General features: G+C 39.8%; 16 protein-coding genes. 13 read left to right on the forward strand and 3 right to left on the reverse strand.

Going from position 1 to position 16,083, the window contains the following annotated elements:
• Positions 1-240 precede the first annotated feature (240 nt).
• Positions 241-1,041 (reverse strand): zinc ABC transporter ATP-binding protein ZnuC, encoded by an 801-nt coding sequence (gene znuC, locus ASU1_RS02760; RefSeq protein WP_014991347.1) that lies wholly within the window; start codon positions 1,039-1,041, stop codon positions 241-243.
• A gap of 205 nt (positions 1,042-1,246) precedes the next feature.
• On the opposite strand from znuC, the gene mepM reads away from it, so the two are divergent.
• From mepM to ASU1_RS02805, 9 genes are all read left to right on the forward strand, one after another.
• Positions 1,247-2,683, forward strand: coding sequence for a murein DD-endopeptidase MepM (mepM, locus tag ASU1_RS02765; RefSeq protein ID WP_014991348.1), 1,437 nt, complete (start codon positions 1,247-1,249; stop codon positions 2,681-2,683).
• An 18-nt stretch (positions 2,684-2,701) separates the two neighbouring features.
• On the forward strand, positions 2,702-3,388 hold the full coding sequence (dsbC, locus tag ASU1_RS02770) for a bifunctional protein-disulfide isomerase/oxidoreductase DsbC (protein ID WP_039194970.1): 687 nt from the start codon (positions 2,702-2,704) through the stop codon (positions 3,386-3,388).
• Positions 3,389-3,480: 92 nt separating this feature from the next.
• The gene (gene recJ / locus ASU1_RS02775; protein WP_039194972.1) at positions 3,481-5,196 is read left to right on the forward strand and encodes a single-stranded-DNA-specific exonuclease RecJ; all 1,716 of its coding nucleotides are present in this window, start codon (positions 3,481-3,483) and stop codon (positions 5,194-5,196) included.
• 124 nt (positions 5,197-5,320) lie between these two features.
• Positions 5,321-6,169: an OmpA family protein gene (locus tag ASU1_RS02780; RefSeq protein WP_014991351.1), complete on the forward strand. Its 849-nt coding sequence runs from the start codon at positions 5,321-5,323 to the stop codon at positions 6,167-6,169.
• 94 nt (positions 6,170-6,263) lie between these two features.
• Positions 6,264-7,082: a pyridoxal phosphatase gene (locus tag ASU1_RS02785; protein ID WP_014991352.1), complete on the forward strand. Its 819-nt coding sequence runs from the start codon at positions 6,264-6,266 to the stop codon at positions 7,080-7,082.
• Positions 7,082-8,797 (forward strand): nitrate/nitrite two-component system sensor histidine kinase NarQ, encoded by a 1,716-nt coding sequence (gene narQ, locus ASU1_RS02790; protein ID WP_014991353.1) that lies wholly within the window; start codon positions 7,082-7,084, stop codon positions 8,795-8,797. Before ASU1_RS02785 ends, narQ begins: the two co-directional genes overlap by 1 nt.
• Before the next feature lie 22 nt (positions 8,798-8,819).
• Entirely contained in the window at positions 8,820-9,338 is a 519-nt protein-coding gene (locus tag ASU1_RS02795; protein WP_005596590.1) for a GNAT family N-acetyltransferase, read from the forward strand.
• Positions 9,339-9,377: 39 nt separating this feature from the next.
• On the forward strand, positions 9,378-9,974 hold the full coding sequence (rdgB, locus tag ASU1_RS02800) for an RdgB/HAM1 family non-canonical purine NTP pyrophosphatase (RefSeq protein WP_014991354.1): 597 nt from the start codon (positions 9,378-9,380) through the stop codon (positions 9,972-9,974).
• 27 nt (positions 9,975-10,001) lie between these two features.
• A complete protein-coding gene (locus ASU1_RS02805; RefSeq protein WP_005600559.1) occupies positions 10,002-10,322 on the forward strand; it encodes a YbjQ family protein in 321 nt (106 codons plus the stop codon).
• 105 nt (positions 10,323-10,427) lie between these two features.
• Here ASU1_RS02805 and ASU1_RS02810 read toward each other — a convergent pair whose 3' ends face one another.
• Positions 10,428-12,098: a formate--tetrahydrofolate ligase gene (locus ASU1_RS02810; RefSeq protein WP_014991355.1), complete on the reverse strand. Its 1,671-nt coding sequence runs from the start codon at positions 12,096-12,098 to the stop codon at positions 10,428-10,430.
• Between the two features lie 101 nt (positions 12,099-12,199).
• On the opposite strand from ASU1_RS02810, the gene ASU1_RS02815 reads away from it, so the two are divergent.
• The 4 genes from ASU1_RS02815 (at position 12,200) to trpA (ending at position 15,619) form a co-directional block, all read left to right on the forward strand.
• Positions 12,200-12,646: a YcgN family cysteine cluster protein gene (locus ASU1_RS02815; protein ID WP_005596597.1), complete on the forward strand. Its 447-nt coding sequence runs from the start codon at positions 12,200-12,202 to the stop codon at positions 12,644-12,646.
• A 90-nt stretch (positions 12,647-12,736) separates the two neighbouring features.
• Positions 12,737-13,486: an SDR family oxidoreductase gene (locus ASU1_RS02820; protein ID WP_014991356.1), complete on the forward strand. Its 750-nt coding sequence runs from the start codon at positions 12,737-12,739 to the stop codon at positions 13,484-13,486.
• Positions 13,487-13,614: 128 nt separating this feature from the next.
• A complete protein-coding gene (trpB, locus tag ASU1_RS02825; RefSeq protein WP_014991357.1) occupies positions 13,615-14,805 on the forward strand; it encodes a tryptophan synthase subunit beta in 1,191 nt (396 codons plus the stop codon).
• Position 14,806: 1 nt separating this feature from the next.
• Positions 14,807-15,619, forward strand: coding sequence for a tryptophan synthase subunit alpha (gene trpA / locus ASU1_RS02830; protein ID WP_039194978.1), 813 nt, complete (start codon positions 14,807-14,809; stop codon positions 15,617-15,619).
• 130 nt (positions 15,620-15,749) lie between these two features.
• Here trpA and ASU1_RS02835 read toward each other — a convergent pair whose 3' ends face one another.
• On the reverse strand, positions 15,750-15,962 hold the full coding sequence (locus tag ASU1_RS02835) for a hypothetical protein (RefSeq protein WP_014991359.1): 213 nt from the start codon (positions 15,960-15,962) through the stop codon (positions 15,750-15,752).
• Between the last annotated feature and the right edge of the window lie 121 nt (positions 15,963-16,083).

Raw genomic sequence — 16,083 nt, forward strand, 5'->3', positions numbered from 1 at the left:
TATATTTGTGTGTTTATTGAGTTATGACGAGTATTATATACGCTAATATAAATAAAATGGATTAAAACACCATGCTATTAGGCGATTTATAAATCAATGATGCTATTATGCCTAAAAATTTAAGTGAAGAATGTGAGCTAAGTCAGATTTTTAACAGATTGATAACAAATAAGCGGTCTTTTTTGGCGAAAAATTTGCAAAAGAAATGCTAAAAAAGACCGCTTATATTTATATTTAACACTAATGACTGCAATGGCATTGTCCGCTACAGACATCACCGTGTAAGTTGTGATGATGGTTGTGGTGGTGAGAATAAAAGGCAACATTTTTGGCAAATTGGTCACCAAAGAAATGGATAAAATGCGGATCATTGGTCACCATTTCCGGTGTGCCGGCACAACAAATATGCTTATTCACGCATAAAACTTCATCAGTATTTGCCATTACGATGTTTAAATCGTGCGAAACCATCAAAATTGCGCAATTTAACCACGAACGAGTATTATTTAATAGTTGATAGAGTTCGGTTTGCCCTGTAATATCCACCCCTTGCATCGGTTCGTCTAAAACTAATAATTGCGGGCGATCTAAAATAGCTCGAGCAAGTAAAACGCGCTGCAATTCACCGCCGGATAATTTCTGCATACTATTTTCTGCTAAATGCGTAATAGAAAAGAGTGCAAGAGCTTCTTGAATCGCTTGTGCAGAGCAGTTCGGTTTTAGTGATAGAAATTTTTGCACCGTAATTGGCATTGAATGATCCAAATGCAATTTTTGCGGCACATAACCGATTTTAAGCCCTTTTTGATGAATAACCTTGCCCTTGGTTGGAGCAAGTAACTTGAGTAATACTTTAAGTAACGTCGATTTTCCGCCGCCATTTGGGCCGACAATCGTCGTAATAGAATTCGCATATACCGTTAAATTGATATTTTGCAAAGCTTTTTGACCACCGAAACTTACTTCAATTTGTTGAAGTTCTACAAGAGGCTCGCCCTTTTTTTTAGGCTGCGGTACAGGAGTAAGTTGTTTTATTTGCATTATTTTAAAAAAATTAAGGGTATAATATAAAGGCGAACAAGTTAGCTGATTTTTGTGATGCTGACAAGAATGAATTTTCTAAAAGAACTTTTGTCGAATTTTTTTGTAATAAGTAAAAGATAATATAGGACATATTTTGCAACACGTTATTCTAGCAAGAGATCGTCGTCGAAAGAAATCCCGTTTGAAGGGATTACTTTTCTTTATGGCGCTGTTATCGATTTTTATCGGTATTGTACTTGCTTTAAAAAATCAACCATCCATTAGCAGCGCAACAAATCAAGAACAATATGTTGTGCTTGATGAACAAACTGAAAAACATAAGGATGAGCCGGAACAAGCTGATGTGGCGGCAGGGGATCAAACAACGGATAATGAACAAACTGATCCTAATTCAGCAGAAGAGGTTGGCGCGGAAGATGCTAATGCAACCTCTTATGAAGATTTGCTCAATGAAAAGGATGATGAAGTAGAAGGACAAGAAGGCACGACAGTTAACAAAGAAACTGAAAAGCCAGAAGAAAAGTTATCGCCGGAAGCGGAGAAGGTATTAGATGAAATCTTAGAGGTTGCCGATGAAGCATTACGCATTCAAGATCAGTTTAGTTATACCGTCGGTCGCGGCGATAAATTAAAAGACGTTTTAGAGCAGTCTGGTTTAGGCATAAGTGTTGCGCGAGCAATGATCAAGCGCTTCCCTGAGCTTGCTAATTTAGATGGTGGACAACAATTTTACTGGATCTTAGATAACCACGGTGAATTGGAATATATGAACTGGTTGGTATCTGAAAAAGAAGAACGTATTTATGAGCGTAAAGATAACGGTAAATGGGTTTTTCAAAAGATACAGAAAAAAGGTGAATGGCGACAAGATGTTGTGCGAGGTTCGATTGATGGAAGTTTTGCAACAAGTCTTAAAAACGTAGGGTTATCTGAACGCCAAGTCAATCAATTAGCGGTCGGATTACAATCACAAATTGCAACTAATAAACTTAAAAAAGGCGATCGTTTTGCGATCTTAGTAAAACGTGAATACATTAATGGCACGGTAACGGATGTCGGTAATGTTGAAGGAATTTTAATTGTAAGCGGTAAAAAACGTTATTATGCGATTCAGGCAGATAACGGACGTTACTATAGCAGCCATGGTGAGACCTTAAGCAAAGGTTTTGCTCGTATTCCATTGTTGTTCAGTGCGAGAGTTTCATCATCTTATAACCCTAGACGGGTTCACCCGATCACACGTCGAGTGAGACCGCATAACGGTGTGGATTTCGGTGTGCCGACAGGAACTCCGATTATTGCCCCGGGTGATGGTGTAGTGGAGCATATCGCTTATCAAGCAAGGGGAGCAGGACGTTATATTAAGATCCGGCACGGACATATTACAACCGTGTATATGCATCTAAGTAAAACGCTTGTACGTGTAGGGCAGAACGTGAAAAAAGGTGAGCGTATTGCGCTCTCAGGAAATACTGGTGGATCAACTGGTCCGCATTTACATTATGAATTCCATATTAATGGACGACCGGTTAACCCGATGACGGTAAAATTACCTGGTTCCAGTTCAGGTATGGCAAGCAAAGAACGACAATCTTTCTTAAAACGGGCAAAAGCTGTAGAAGCGAAGCTTAAACTTTAATTTTTTAGGGAATTTACAATGAAAAAAAATGCGATTGCATTATTAGGTCTATCCATATTAAGTACATCAGTAATGGCTGATGATGCAAGCCTCAAACGCACGTTAGAAAGAATGGGGGCAACGAATGTTAAAATCAGTGATTCGGCATTACCAGGTTTTAGAACTGCAGTTTCAAATGAGGGAGTAGTTCAAATTAGTGAGAATGGACGTTTTGTGATTCAAGGTCAGATTTTTGAACTGAAAAACGGCAAAGCGGTTGATATTACTAATAAATCCTTACTTGCTGATTTAAATTCTCTAGAAAAAGAGATGATTATTTATCCGGCGAAGAATGAAAAACATATAGTGACTGTGTTTATGGATATTACGTGTCACTACTGTCATTTGATGTTCCAACGTATTAAAGAATATAACGATTTAGGTATTACGCTTCGTTTTCTTGCTTTCCCTCGTGGTGGTATGAATACTCAAACAGCGAAACAAATGGAAGCGATTTGGACATCAACCGATAAAGTAAAAGCGTTAAATGATGCGGAAAACGGTACTTTACCAAAAGAAGTTAAAATACCAAATATTGTGAAAAAACACTATGAGCTTGGGATTAAATTTGGCGTAACAGGGACACCAAATATGGTTGATAGTAGCGGACAATTAATTGCAGGGTACGTTGAGCCGAAAGAATTACTCAAAATGCTAAGCGAATAGCATTAAGTTCTTGAATACAAGCGGTCTGATTTTGTAAAATTTTTGCAAAATTATACCGCTTGTTTTATTTATAACGAAAAGAAGAAAATCCAGTGCAAAAGCTAATCAAACAACGATCTAAACTCACATCTATAAAATTATCAGAACATCCTTTACTAAATCGACTCTATCAAAGTCGTGGTATCTCTTCGCCTCAGGAGTTAGAGCGAACCTTGCAATTTTTACATAGACCCCATCAATTAGCGAATATTGATGCGGCGGTTGAGTTGTTGGTAGATGCCTATAAGCAACAATTACGCATTATTATTGTTGGAGATTTTGACGCGGATGGTGCAACCAGTACATCATTGGCAATTTTGGCATTACGTCAATTAGGCTTTGAAAAGGTTGATTATCTGATTCCGGATCGTTTTTCACAAGGCTACGGTCTAAGTCTGGCGGTTGCTGAAATGGTATTAGCCAAAGGTGCAGATATTGTGATGACAGTGGATAACGGTATTTCTTCCTTTGAAGGAATTGATTTTCTAAAAGAGCACGGTATCAAAGTTTTAGTTACCGATCATCATTTACCGGCAGAAAGCTTGCCGAATGCGGATGCGATGGTGAATCCGAATTTGGCGGATTGTACTTTCCCTTCAAAATCTTTAGCCGGAGTGGGGGTAGCGTTCTATGTGATGTTGGCACTTCGAGGCAGAATGCGTGAATTAGGATGCTTTAAAGAGCAAGAACCTAATTTAGCGGAATTATTGGATCTTGTTGCATTGGGAACAGTAGCGGATGTGGTTCCGCTTGATCATAATAACCGAATTTTAGTTCATCAAGGATTAAACCGTATTCGTTCGGGGCATTGTCGAGCAGGTATTCGTGCTTTAGCGGAAGTGTCTAAGCGAGATTTATCTTCTCTACAAGCTAGCGATTTAGGTTTTGCAATTGCCCCTCGTTTAAATGCGGCAGGACGTTTGGAAAATATGTCGTTAGGCGTAGAACTGCTCATTGCAGAGAATATGGAGATTGCACGTCAATTAGCATTTGAATTGGATAGCCTCAACCAAACCCGTAAAGAGTTTGAGCAAGAAATGAAGACGGAAGCCTTGGCAATTTGCGCAAATTTACCGAGTTTGATGCAAAAAGAACAAGCGCACGGTATTGTGTTATATCAACCGGATTGGCACCAAGGTGTGATCGGGATTTTAGCTTCACGTATTAAAGATCAATTTCATCGGCCGGTCATTGCGTTTGCACAAGAGGGTGAAAACAGTGAATATTTGAAAGGTTCGGCACGTTCAATTGCCGGATTACATATGCGTGATTTATTAGAACGTATAGATTCATTATATCCGGATTTAATTATTAAATTCGGTGGGCATGCGATGGCAGCAGGTTTAACAATTCATCAAGAGAATTTTTTACGTTTTCAAAAAGTATTTGATGAAATTATTAATGAAATAATTGAACCGGAACAATTACAAGGTGTCATTTATACGGATGGGGAATTAGCACCATCTGAATTAAATATCGAAATAGCGGAATTATTACAGCAGGCGGGGCCTTGGGGACAAAACTTCCCAGAGCCTACGTTTGAAGGTGAATTTCGTTTATTGCAACAGCGTATACTAGGTGGTAAACACTTAAAGTTAATGGTCGAGCAACCTAACGGTGGATTATTTGATGCAATTTGGTTTAATGCCGATTTGCGTTATTTTCCTGATTTATCGATTAAACAAGTTAAATTGGTTTACAAACTTGATATAAATGAGTTTAGAGGGAATAAAAATTTACAATTAAGAGTCGAGACATTAATTATTTAGTTTATTCTATTTCTAACCCTAGAATAAAATAATATTGTGTTGTAAAATCTGCTCGCCTATATACCGATGGATGGTATTTAGAACATATGAATGAAGTTTTTAATCTAACAAGGAACAACCAACGATGAAAAATACGACTGTTTTTCGCGGATTGTTATTATCTGGTATCGCATTAGCCGTAGCTGCTTGTGGTAACTTAAGCAAAGTGACTGATGAAGGTACGACAGAAAATCCAGTATTCCCAAAAATCTCTGAATCAGAATTCAACCATGATGGTTCACAATTCGGTTCATGGCCAAACTGGGAAAACGTTCGTCAAATCGAACGTGGTATGAACAAAGACCAATTATATAACCTAATCGGTCGCCCACACTTTGAAGAAGGCTTATATGGCGTTCGTGAGTGGGATTATGCATTTAACTATCGTGAGAATGGCGTGCACAAAATTTGTCAATACAAAATCTTATTTGACAAAAATATGAATGCCCAAAGTTTCTTCTGGTATCCGAATGGCTGTAATGGTAACTCATCATTTAACTTAAGCGGTGACTTCTTATTCGATTTCGATAAAGACACATTAACTGCGAAAGGTAAAGAAGTTGTTGATAGTGTTGCGACACAATTAAAATCATCTGGTGCGCAACAAGTTAAAGTTGCAGGTTATACAGACCGCTTAGGTTCAGAAAAATATAACTTAGATTTATCACAACGTCGTGCGAACATGGTGAAATCACGTTTAGTTCAACAAGGCGTAACAGCACAAATTAATGCTGTTGGTTATGGTAAAGCAAGCCAAGTTAAAGCGTGTGATGGTGAGTCAGGTCAAGCATTACGTGATTGTTTACGCCCTAACCGTCGTGTAGAAATTTCTGCAAACGGTGGCGTGTTAAAACAAAACGAAGGTGGTAATGTTGCAGGTCCTAACGGTCCAACGCCACTTTACCAAACTCCACAATATAACAGTAATAAATAATCTACTGTTTCGTGAGAACATAGAGTAAAATATAAGGGCAATCAATTTTGATTGCCCTTATTTTTTCTTACCACCCTGTAATAGGAGAATTTTTATGCGTTATCAAGCGGTTGCTTTTGACTTAGATGGGACTTTACTTTCACCAAATGCGGTTATTTTAGAATCGAGTAAGCAAGCCATTCAAAAGGCACGAGAGAAAGGCGTAAAAATTTTCTTTGTAACAGGCCGTCATCATACGGCCGTTCGTCCTTACTATGCGGAAATTGGTTTGGATACGCCAGTTGTTTGCTGCAATGGTACTTATTTATATGATTTTCAACATGATAAAGTGCTGTCAGGTAACCCATTAACTGCAGAGCAAGCTTCCGGTTTAATTAATCAAGCGCAAGCGTTGGGTATTCATACGGCGGTATATTTTCGTGATGCAATGACTTATGAGCAGCTTAATCCGCATTTCACCAAGTTTCAAAAATGGGTACAATCTTGTCCGGAAGCTGTGCGTCCAAATGTTCATCAAGTTGAGAAATTTCAGCAAGAGATTGATAAAGGTACTACGGTTTGGAAAGTGTTAATTAGTGATACGGACTTAGCTAAAATGCAAAGTTTTGTTGAAAAATTACCGCTTGATCAATTTAGCCCGGAATGGTCTTGGGTGGATAGAGTGGATATTACCAGTGTCGGTAATAGTAAAGGCGCAATGTTGGCAGAATTGCTAAAAATTGAAGGAATTGATCCGCAAAACGTAATTGCATTTGGTGACAATTTCAATGATATTTCTATGTTAGAACTGGTTGGTTTAGGTATCGCAATGGGTGGTTCTGAGGCTGAAGTTCAGCAACGTGCGGATAAAACAATCGGCTCAAATAATGAAGACAGTATTGCCAAAGAATTAACGGAATTACTTAATTTATAATGAATAAACTGGTTAATCATCCTAAGTATTCTATTGCTCGCCGCATTGGATCTTATTTTCTCGTCATGATCGCGTTTGCCTCTTTAATTAGTGGTATTTCATTAGGCATTATGTGGAGTAATAAATCTGATGCGGGGTTGATTAATGTTTCCGGCTCATTGCGGATGCAGAGTTATCGTTTCCTCTACGAAATGGAGCATCATCCGCAATCTATTCCGACTCGTTTAAATGAATATCGTCAAAGTTTGAATTCGCCTGAAATTCAAGATTCTTTAGCGCATAAATGCCTGTTACCGAAAGAAGTTACAGAGGCTTATGTCAAGCTGCAAGAAAGCTGGCAAGAAATGGAATCTTTTATCGTTAAGCGAGATAGAAGCTCTTATGAAGCCAATATTGAGGGGTATGCGAACCAAGTTAATAATTTCGTATGGTTGTTACAAGAATTTGTTGAGCTAAAATTAAAGGTGGCAATTGGCGTGATTGCGGTTTCTATGCTATTGATTATTGCCTTAGCTTATTTTGGCGTATGGTACACTCGAAAACGCATTATTAGACCGCTTGACCAGCTAGTGACAGCAAGCCAACAAGTAAAAAACGAAGATTTTGACCATATTCAGCTAGCGGTAAATGAGCCGAACGAATTAGGGTTTCTTTCTTCCGCATTTACCCAAATGGCAAGCGATTTAGCTAAATTATATGCTTCTCTTGAAGAGAAAGTTGAGGATAAGACCCGCCGTTTGATGTCGGTAAATCGTTCTCTGTTGGTATTATTCCAATGTTCTCAGCTGTTAACGGCAAAGCCGGTTAATCAAAACGTCTTATTTCAAGTGTTACAAACTGTGCTTGATAATGAACAATTACGTGGAATTGAGATTCAAGTGTATGGAGCGGATTATTGGAATGTGACCATTGATAATGCACCGGCACAAGATTGGCGTTATAACGAAATCGCCATAGAAAACGAGAAAATTGCGTTATTACGTTGGAAACCATCGTTATTGTGTCCTGATGAACGTTTAATCCAAAACGTATCGGAAATGATTGGGCGTAGCCTGTATGTTGTGCAAGTGCAGAAACAGCAACAACAGTTAGTATTGATGGAAGAGCGCTCAATTATTGCACGAGAACTGCATGACTCATTAGCGCAATCACTGACGTTTTTTAAAATCCAAGTGAGTCTATTAAAACGTAATGGTGAAACCAAACAAGATTGGGAAAAACAAAAAGCGATCTTAGATGACTTTGAAAAAGCGCTGAATGAAGCATATAGTCAGTTACGAGAGTTACTTTCTACGTTCCGTTTGACTATTGAGGAGGCTAATCTTACTCATGCATTGGAGCGAGTATTAGATTCATTACGTATTCGAACATCGGCTCAAATTCGTCTGAATTGTAAACTCCCTTCACAAATTTTTAGTGCGCAGCAACAAGTTCATGCTTTACAGATTGTGCGTGAAGCGGTGATTAATGCGATTAAACACGCTAATGCGAGCGCAATCGATGTGATTGCTGAAACTAATGCGGATGGTGAACATTGCTTGATTATTCGTGACAACGGCAAAGGCATTGCAAGCGATATTGAGCCGGAAGGGCATTATGGGCTGACGATCATGAAAGAACGCACCGCTGAGTTAAAAGGCGAGTTTAGTATCAAGAACCGTTTGGAAGGTGGTGTTGAGGTCATGGTTGTATTACCAAATATGATTACCGCATAATTTTTATAAAGGAAGGCACTAAATGCAGATTCGAAAATCGACGGAAGCGGATTTCGAAACCATTTTAAATATTTACAATCAAGCGATTCCGACTCATCAAATTACGGCGGATTTGGAATTGGCGACCCCGATTAATCGCCGAGCTTGGTTTGATTTTCATTTAACCAGCGAACAATACCCGATTTGGACGGTAGAAGACGAAAACGGCATTGCCGGCTGGTTTAGCTTTTCGCCGTTTTACGAGCGACCGGCGTTTGTGCATACCTCTGAAATTAGTATTTATTTAGACGGTAGTGCTAAAGGTAAAGGCTACGGTTCGAAGATCATCAAGTTTATGCAAGCGGAAATGCTGAAACATAATATTCATACTCTGATGGCATACGTGTTCGAATTGAATCAAATCAGCCAAAATCTAATGCGTAAGCACGGCTTTGAACAGTGGGGCAGATTTCCGCATATTGCCAATATGGGCAAAGATGAACAAGGGCAGGACAAATGGCGTACGTTATTGATGATGTCTTATCAAAAAGGCATTGAATAAGCGGTCATTTTTTATCAAATTTTTGCAAAAGGATCATAAATGGAACAAACTAAAGTCGTGTTAGCCACAGGAAATAAAGGTAAAGTCAAAGAAATGGCGGATGTATTAGCGCAATTTGGCTTTGATGTGGTGGCGCAAAGTGAATTCGGTATTGAATCACCGGAAGAAACCGGTTTGACTTTCGTTGAAAATGCGTTGTTAAAAGCACGTTATGCTTCAAAAATGACCGGATTACCGGCAATTGCAGATGACTCAGGTTTAGCTGTAGACGCACTGGGTGGCGCACCGGGGCTTTATTCCGCCCGTTATGCAGGTGAAGACGGCAATGATGAGGCAAATCGCAAAAAATTATTAGCCGAACTGCAAAATGTTGCGGATGAAAAACGTGGGGCGAAATTTGTAAGTTGTATCGTTTTTCTGCAACACGAAACTGATCCGACACCGAAAATTGCCTTAGGCGAATGTTTCGGTGAAATTTTACGTGAAGAACGCGGTCAAAACGGTTTTGGTTATGATTCGCTGTTTTTCTACCCGCCTAAAAATTGTAGTTTTGCCGAGTTGGAAACCAGCGAGAAAAAGCAAATTTCACACCGTGCGATTGCATTGGATGTATTAAAACAACAGTTACTAAAGTAAGCGAAGTCACGTTTACGAGGAGAAAATATGATTATTACCACCACACCAACAATTGATGGTCATCAAATCACTGAATATAAAGGTTTAGTGTTTGGCGAAGTGGTTTCCGGTGCGAATTTTATTCGTGATTTTTTTGCGAGTATTACCGATGTGATTGGCGGGCGTTCGGGCGCTTACGAAAGCAAGTTAAATAGTGCCAGACAAGAAGCGTTAGCCGAATTGGAAAAAGAAGCGAAACGTGTCGGTGCCAATGCAGTGGTGGGTGTTTCAATGGAATATCAATCAATGGGCGGCGATAAAGGTATGTTTATTGTGGTCGCAACCGGCACGGCAGTGGTGATTCGTTAAATCTAATAGATTGTACGAATCCAAGCGGTCATTTTTTACCGCTATTTTGCAAATGTTCCTATAAAAAATCCCCGCATTTGGCGGGGATTTTTGTAAGCGTTATGGTTAGAATAAACCGGTAATCAAACCGTTTTCATCCACATCAATACGATTTGCCGCCGGCACTTTCGGTAAGCCCGGCATACGCATAATGCTACCGCAAATCGCAACGATAAAGCCGGCACCGGCAGAGACGCTAATACTACGTACGGTAACAGTAAAACCGCTTGGGCAACCAAGTAATTTGGCATTATCGCTTAATGAGTATTGTGTTTTCGCCATACAAATCGGTAATTTATCTAAACCTAATTTTTCCAGATTTTTAATTTCCGCTAAGGCTTCGGCACTAAAATTCACATCATCCGCACCATAGATTTTTTGTGCGATCGCTTTGATCTTGTTTTGCACGCTTTCATTTACGTCATAGACGAAATTAAAACGGTTCTCTTGTTCATCAATCGCTTTTAACACTTTTTGTGCTAAGTCCACACCACCGGCGCCGCCTTTACCCCAAACTTCAGTGAGCGATACTTCCACGCCTTGTTTCGCACAAGCGGTCTGAATTAGGGCTAATTCTGCATCAGTATCTGACACAAAGCGGTTTAATGCGACCACAACCGGTAAGCCGAATACATTTTTGAGGTTACTGATATGTTTAAGCAGATTAGGTAAACCTTGTTGTAAAGCGGTTAAATTTTCTTCAGCTAAATTCGCTTTTTCAACACCGCCGTTATATTTCAGCGCTTTTACCGTGGCAACGACCACCGCCACATCCGGTTTAAGATCAGCTAAACGGCATTTAATATCACAGAATTTTTCTGCACCTAAGTCCGCACCGAAACCGGCTTCTGTTACTGCATAATCACCTAAATGTAATGCTAAACGTGTTGCGGTAACCGAGTTACAACCGTGAGCGATATTGGCAAACGGGCCACCGTGAATAAAGGCAGGGCTGCCTTCAATCGTTTGTACTAAATTCGGTTTAATCGCATCTTTTAATAATGCCGCCATTGCCCCATGCGCATTTAAATCTTTCGCATAAACCGGCTGTTTATCTTTAGTGTAAGCGACTAAGATATTACCTAAACGCGTTTTTAAATCAGCAAGATCTTTCGCTAAACAGAAAATTGCCATCACTTCTGAAGCTACGGTAATATCGAAACCGTCCGGACGAATCACGCCATCGGTCGGATTGCCTAAACCCCCCAATACGTTACGTAATTGACGATCATTCATATCAATAACACGTCGCCATAACACACGTTTGGTATCAATATTTAACGCATTGCCTTGGTAGATATGGTTATCCAATAACGCTGCTAAGAGGTTATTGGCACTGGTAATGGCGTGGAAATCGCCGGTAAAGTGTAGGTTGATATCTTCCATCGGCAACACTTGTGCATAACCGCCGCCGGCCGCACCGCCTTTCACGCCGAATACCGGACCTAACGACGGCTCACGTGCCGCAACCACAGCATTTTTACCAAGTTGATTTAACGCATCGGTTAAACCGATAGTGACGGTCGTTTTGCCTTCGCCTGCCGGCGTCGGGTTAATCGCAGTCACTAAAATTAATTTACCGTTTTTAGCCGGTAATTTAAACGCATCTGTAGGGTTAATTTTTGCTTTATATTTGCCGTATTGTTCAATTTGATCGGCATTTAAACCTAATTTTTCCGCAATTTTATTAATCGGCTGCATAATGGCAGCTTGAGCAATTTCTACATCGCTTTTCATTCATCCTCCAGTGTGGCAAACGTTTGCTTTTTAAAACTACGCTAGAATATGCTAAAATCTATCTAAAATAAAGAACTGTAACAGCTATTTAACAAAAAAAGATGACGAATCAATTAACGCCAAACTTTTGGCAGACAAAAAGCCTACTTGAAATGAATGATGCGGAATGGGAAGCATTGTGTGACGGTTGTGGAAAATGTTGTTACCGCAAATATATTCAAGGCAGAGGAAAGCGAGAGCGTTTGTATTATACTTCGGTCGCTTGTAATTTACTGGACGTGGATAACGGACGTTGTACCAATTATCCGAATCGTTTCAAAATTGAACGGGATTGTACCAAATTAACCAAGAAAAATTTGCCTGATTTCGGTTGGTTGCCGAAAACTTGTGCTTATCGTTTACTTTATGAAGGTAAGCCGTTATTTGATTGGCATCCGTTGATCTCTAACGATCCGCAATCGGTAAAAAAAGCGAATATTCTCATTCCAAACGGCATTCACGAAAAAGATGTGATAGATTGGTTTGAATTTGTGATTGATGAGGTTTAAGCTAATAAGCGGTCATATTTTGTAAAAATTTTGCAAAATATGACCGCTTGTTATTTGGATAATTTTAATAATGATAAGAGGGCAAACACAATGAAAACAGCATTAGTCACTGGGGCAACAGCAGGATTTGGCTTAGCCATTTGTAAATTACTGATTAAATCAGGTTATAAAGTGATTGGTACCGGCAGACGTAAAGAACGTCTTGCCGAGCTACATTCGCAATTAGGTAATAATTTCTTACCGCTTGCATTTGATATTCGCGATGAAGAGGCAACCACTCAAGCCTTAAATAATCGCCCGGCAGGCTGGCAAACAGTCGATTTATTAGTCAACAATGCCGGATTAGCGTTAGGGTTGGAACCAGCTTATAAAACCGATTTAAAAGATTGGTATCAAATGATCGATACTAATATTAAAGGGCTGGTGACGGTTACCCGTTTGATTTTACCGGAAATGGTAGAACGTAATAGCGGACATATCATCAATTTAGGTTCAATCGCCGGTAATTATCCTTACCCGGGTGGTAATGTTTATGGCGGCACAAAAGCTTTCGTTAAACAATTCAGCCTCAATTTACGTGCGGATTTAGCCGGTACGAAAGTGCGTGTAACGAATGTAGAGCCTGGTTTATGCGGCGGTACGGAATTTTCGAACGTACGCTTTAAAGGCGATGACGACAAAGCGGCAAAAGTATATGAAAACGTGAACTATGTCGCACCGGAAGATATTGCTAATATTGTGTTATGGCTGAATCAGCAACCGGAACACGTCAATATTAACCGTATTGAAGTGATGCCGACTGCGCAGACTTTCTCACCGCTTGCGGTAGCAAGAGGGTAGTTCACTTACTAAAAGCGGTCTAAAACAGACCGTTTTTAAATACTAAATAAAAGAAATTTTTACTTGCATATCGTAGAGTTATGTACTATTTTAATAGTACATAATATTTCTTATAGAGAGAACACGATATGTCAGACACACTTCTTAATCCTTACTTCGGCGAATTTGGCGGAATGTATGTTCCGGAAATTCTCGTACCAGTCTTAAAACAACTCGAAGCTGCTTTTGTTGAAGCACAAAATGATCCGTTATTCCAAGCGGAATTTACCGATTTACTTAAAAACTACGCCGGTCGCCCGACCGCATTAACGCTTTGCCGTAATCTCACCAAAGGAAGTAAAACCAAACTTTATCTTAAACGTGAAGATTTATTACACGGCGGCGCACATAAAACCAACCAAGTATTAGGACAAGCCTTGTTAGCAAAACGTATGGGCAAAACTCGCATTATTGCGGAAACCGGTGCCGGACAACACGGGGTGGCAACTGCATTGGCGTGTGCAATGTTAGATTTACCTTGTGTGATCTATATGGGGGCTAAAGATGTGGAACGCCAATCACCGAATGTATTCCGTATGCGTTTGATGGGTGCAGAAGTGATTCCGGTACAAAAAGGCTCTTGCTCATTAAAAGATGCTTGCTGTGAAGCGATGCGTGACTGGGCGGCAAACTATGAAACAACCCATTACTTAATTGGTACGGCGGCAGGCCCGCACCCCTTCCCGACTATGGTGCGAGAATTTCAGAAAATGATTGGCGAAGAAACGAAACGCCAAATTTTAGAAAAAGAAAACCGCTTACCGGATGCCGTAATTGCAGCTGTAGGTGGCGGATCGAATGCAATCGGTATGTTTGCAGATTTTATTGAGGAAAAAGACGTGCAATTGATCGGTGTAGAACCGGCTGGCAAAGGGATTGAAACCGGCGAACATGGCGCACCGCTTAAACATGGTACAACCGGGATTTATTTCGGAATGAAATCGCCAATTATGCAAACTAAGGACGGACAAATCGAGGAATCTTATTCGATCTCGGCAGGTTTAGATTTCCCATCAGTCGGGCCGCAACATGCTTACCTCAATTCAATTGGACGAGCAGAGTATGCCTCAATTACCGACCAAGAAGCGTTAGATGCTTTCCAGGCATTAGCACAACATGAAGGCATTATTCCGGCATTAGAAAGTTCACATGCATTGGCTTATGCGCTGAAATTAATTGCACAAAATCCGGATAAAAAACAACTTTTGGTAGTCAATCTTTCAGGGCGTGGCGATAAAGATATTTTTACTGTAGATAAAATTTTAAATGGGGGAAACTAATATGAGCCGTTTTGATACTTTGTTTGCTGATTTAAAAGCAAAAAACGAAGGGGCATTTGTGCCGTTTGTTACCCTCTGTGATCCGGATTTTGATCGTTCATTTGAGATTATCGAAACACTGATTGCTAACGGTGCAGACGCGTTAGAACTCGGTTTCCCTTTTTCTGATCCACTGTTAGATGGGCCGGTGATTCAAGCTGCGAATAAACGTGCATTAGACGGTGGTTACAGCACCGATGCCTGTTTTGAAATGATTGCAAAAATTCGCTCAAAATATCCTGAAATTCCGATTGGCTTGCTGCTTTGTGCTAACTTAGTCTTCGTACCAACCCAAGAAGTGTTTTTCAAGCGCTGTGCCGAAACCGGCGTTGATGCAGTGTTAATTGCTGATGTGCCGGTACTTGCTGCCGAAGAATTTACGCAAACTGCTAAAAAACATGGTATTCAATCAGTCTTCATTTGTCCGCCGAATGCGGATCAGGCAACGATTGAACGTATTGCACGTTTAACTGAGGGCTATACCTATTTGGTTTCTCGTGCCGGTGTAACCAGTGCCGAGAACCAAGCTCACGCTAAAAATTTAGATAACCTTATTGAAAGCCTCAAGCGGTCAAATTCCGCCCCGATTTTGCAAGGCTTTGGAATTGCTAAACCTGAACAAGTCAAAGAAGCATTAGCGCTTGGCTGTGATGGTGCGATTTCCGGATCGGCGATTGTGAAAATTATTGAAAGTCATTTAGATAATCAAACGCGTTTACTGGCAGAATTGGCAAATTTTGTGACAGCAATGAAAAATGCGACTTATCGCACATAAATAATAGATAAATTATTGGGTTAGCTAGAGAAAAAATTTGTACCTTAGTAGTGGTTGGGGTTTACTAAGGTGCAAATTTTTGTTTTTGGAAGTGTTGTCGTTAATAAAGTTTGAAATGATAAGTGGTCGATTACTGACGCTCTCTTGCAAATAAGTAGCCGTTTAAACCTACAATGATCATGTTTAAAATTGCCACAATATAAGCTTTGGTTGTAAAACCATAAAGCACAAATCCTAATCCCCAAACGATATTAGAGAGACGCAAAGTTATCATATCTCTAATAAAAAATGAAAGAATAAGAATAAGAACCGAACCATAACTAAGAAATTCAACAATGCTCATCTGTTATCCTGAAATAAGCTTAAAAATTATAAGGCGGCTATTCTACACAAAAATGAAGCGTTGATATAGCATCTGAAGCTTTTAAAAGCAGTTTAAAAGGATAATTTACAAAAAAATTGGC

It is taken from the genome of Actinobacillus suis ATCC 33415, assembly GCF_000739435.1.
Taxonomy (GTDB): Bacteria; Pseudomonadota; Gammaproteobacteria; order Enterobacterales; family Pasteurellaceae; genus Actinobacillus; species Actinobacillus suis.

Coding starts and splice junctions, on each gene's coding strand:
- znuC (WP_014991347.1), bottom strand. CDS start 1,041: ATGCAAATAAAACAACTTACTCCTGTACCGCAGCCTAAAAAAAAGGGC.
- mepM (WP_014991348.1), top strand. CDS start 1,247: ATGGCGCTGTTATCGATTTTTATCGGTATTGTACTTGCTTTAAAAAAT.
- dsbC (WP_039194970.1), top strand. CDS start 2,702: ATGAAAAAAAATGCGATTGCATTATTAGGTCTATCCATATTAAGTACA.
- ASU1_RS02780 (WP_014991351.1), top strand. CDS start 5,321: ATGAAAAATACGACTGTTTTTCGCGGATTGTTATTATCTGGTATCGCA.
- ASU1_RS02785 (WP_014991352.1), top strand. CDS start 6,264: ATGCGTTATCAAGCGGTTGCTTTTGACTTAGATGGGACTTTACTTTCA.
- narQ (WP_014991353.1), top strand. CDS start 7,082: ATGAATAAACTGGTTAATCATCCTAAGTATTCTATTGCTCGCCGCATT.
- ASU1_RS02795 (WP_005596590.1), top strand. CDS start 8,820: ATGCAGATTCGAAAATCGACGGAAGCGGATTTCGAAACCATTTTAAAT.
- rdgB (WP_014991354.1), top strand. CDS start 9,378: ATGGAACAAACTAAAGTCGTGTTAGCCACAGGAAATAAAGGTAAAGTC.
- ASU1_RS02805 (WP_005600559.1), top strand. CDS start 10,002: ATGATTATTACCACCACACCAACAATTGATGGTCATCAAATCACTGAA.
- ASU1_RS02810 (WP_014991355.1), bottom strand. CDS start 12,098: ATGAAAAGCGATGTAGAAATTGCTCAAGCTGCCATTATGCAGCCGATT.
- ASU1_RS02815 (WP_005596597.1), top strand. CDS start 12,200: ATGACGAATCAATTAACGCCAAACTTTTGGCAGACAAAAAGCCTACTT.
- ASU1_RS02820 (WP_014991356.1), top strand. CDS start 12,737: ATGAAAACAGCATTAGTCACTGGGGCAACAGCAGGATTTGGCTTAGCC.
- trpB (WP_014991357.1), top strand. CDS start 13,615: ATGTCAGACACACTTCTTAATCCTTACTTCGGCGAATTTGGCGGAATG.
- trpA (WP_039194978.1), top strand. CDS start 14,807: ATGAGCCGTTTTGATACTTTGTTTGCTGATTTAAAAGCAAAAAACGAA.
- ASU1_RS02835 (WP_014991359.1), bottom strand. CDS start 15,962: ATGAGCATTGTTGAATTTCTTAGTTATGGTTCGGTTCTTATTCTTATT.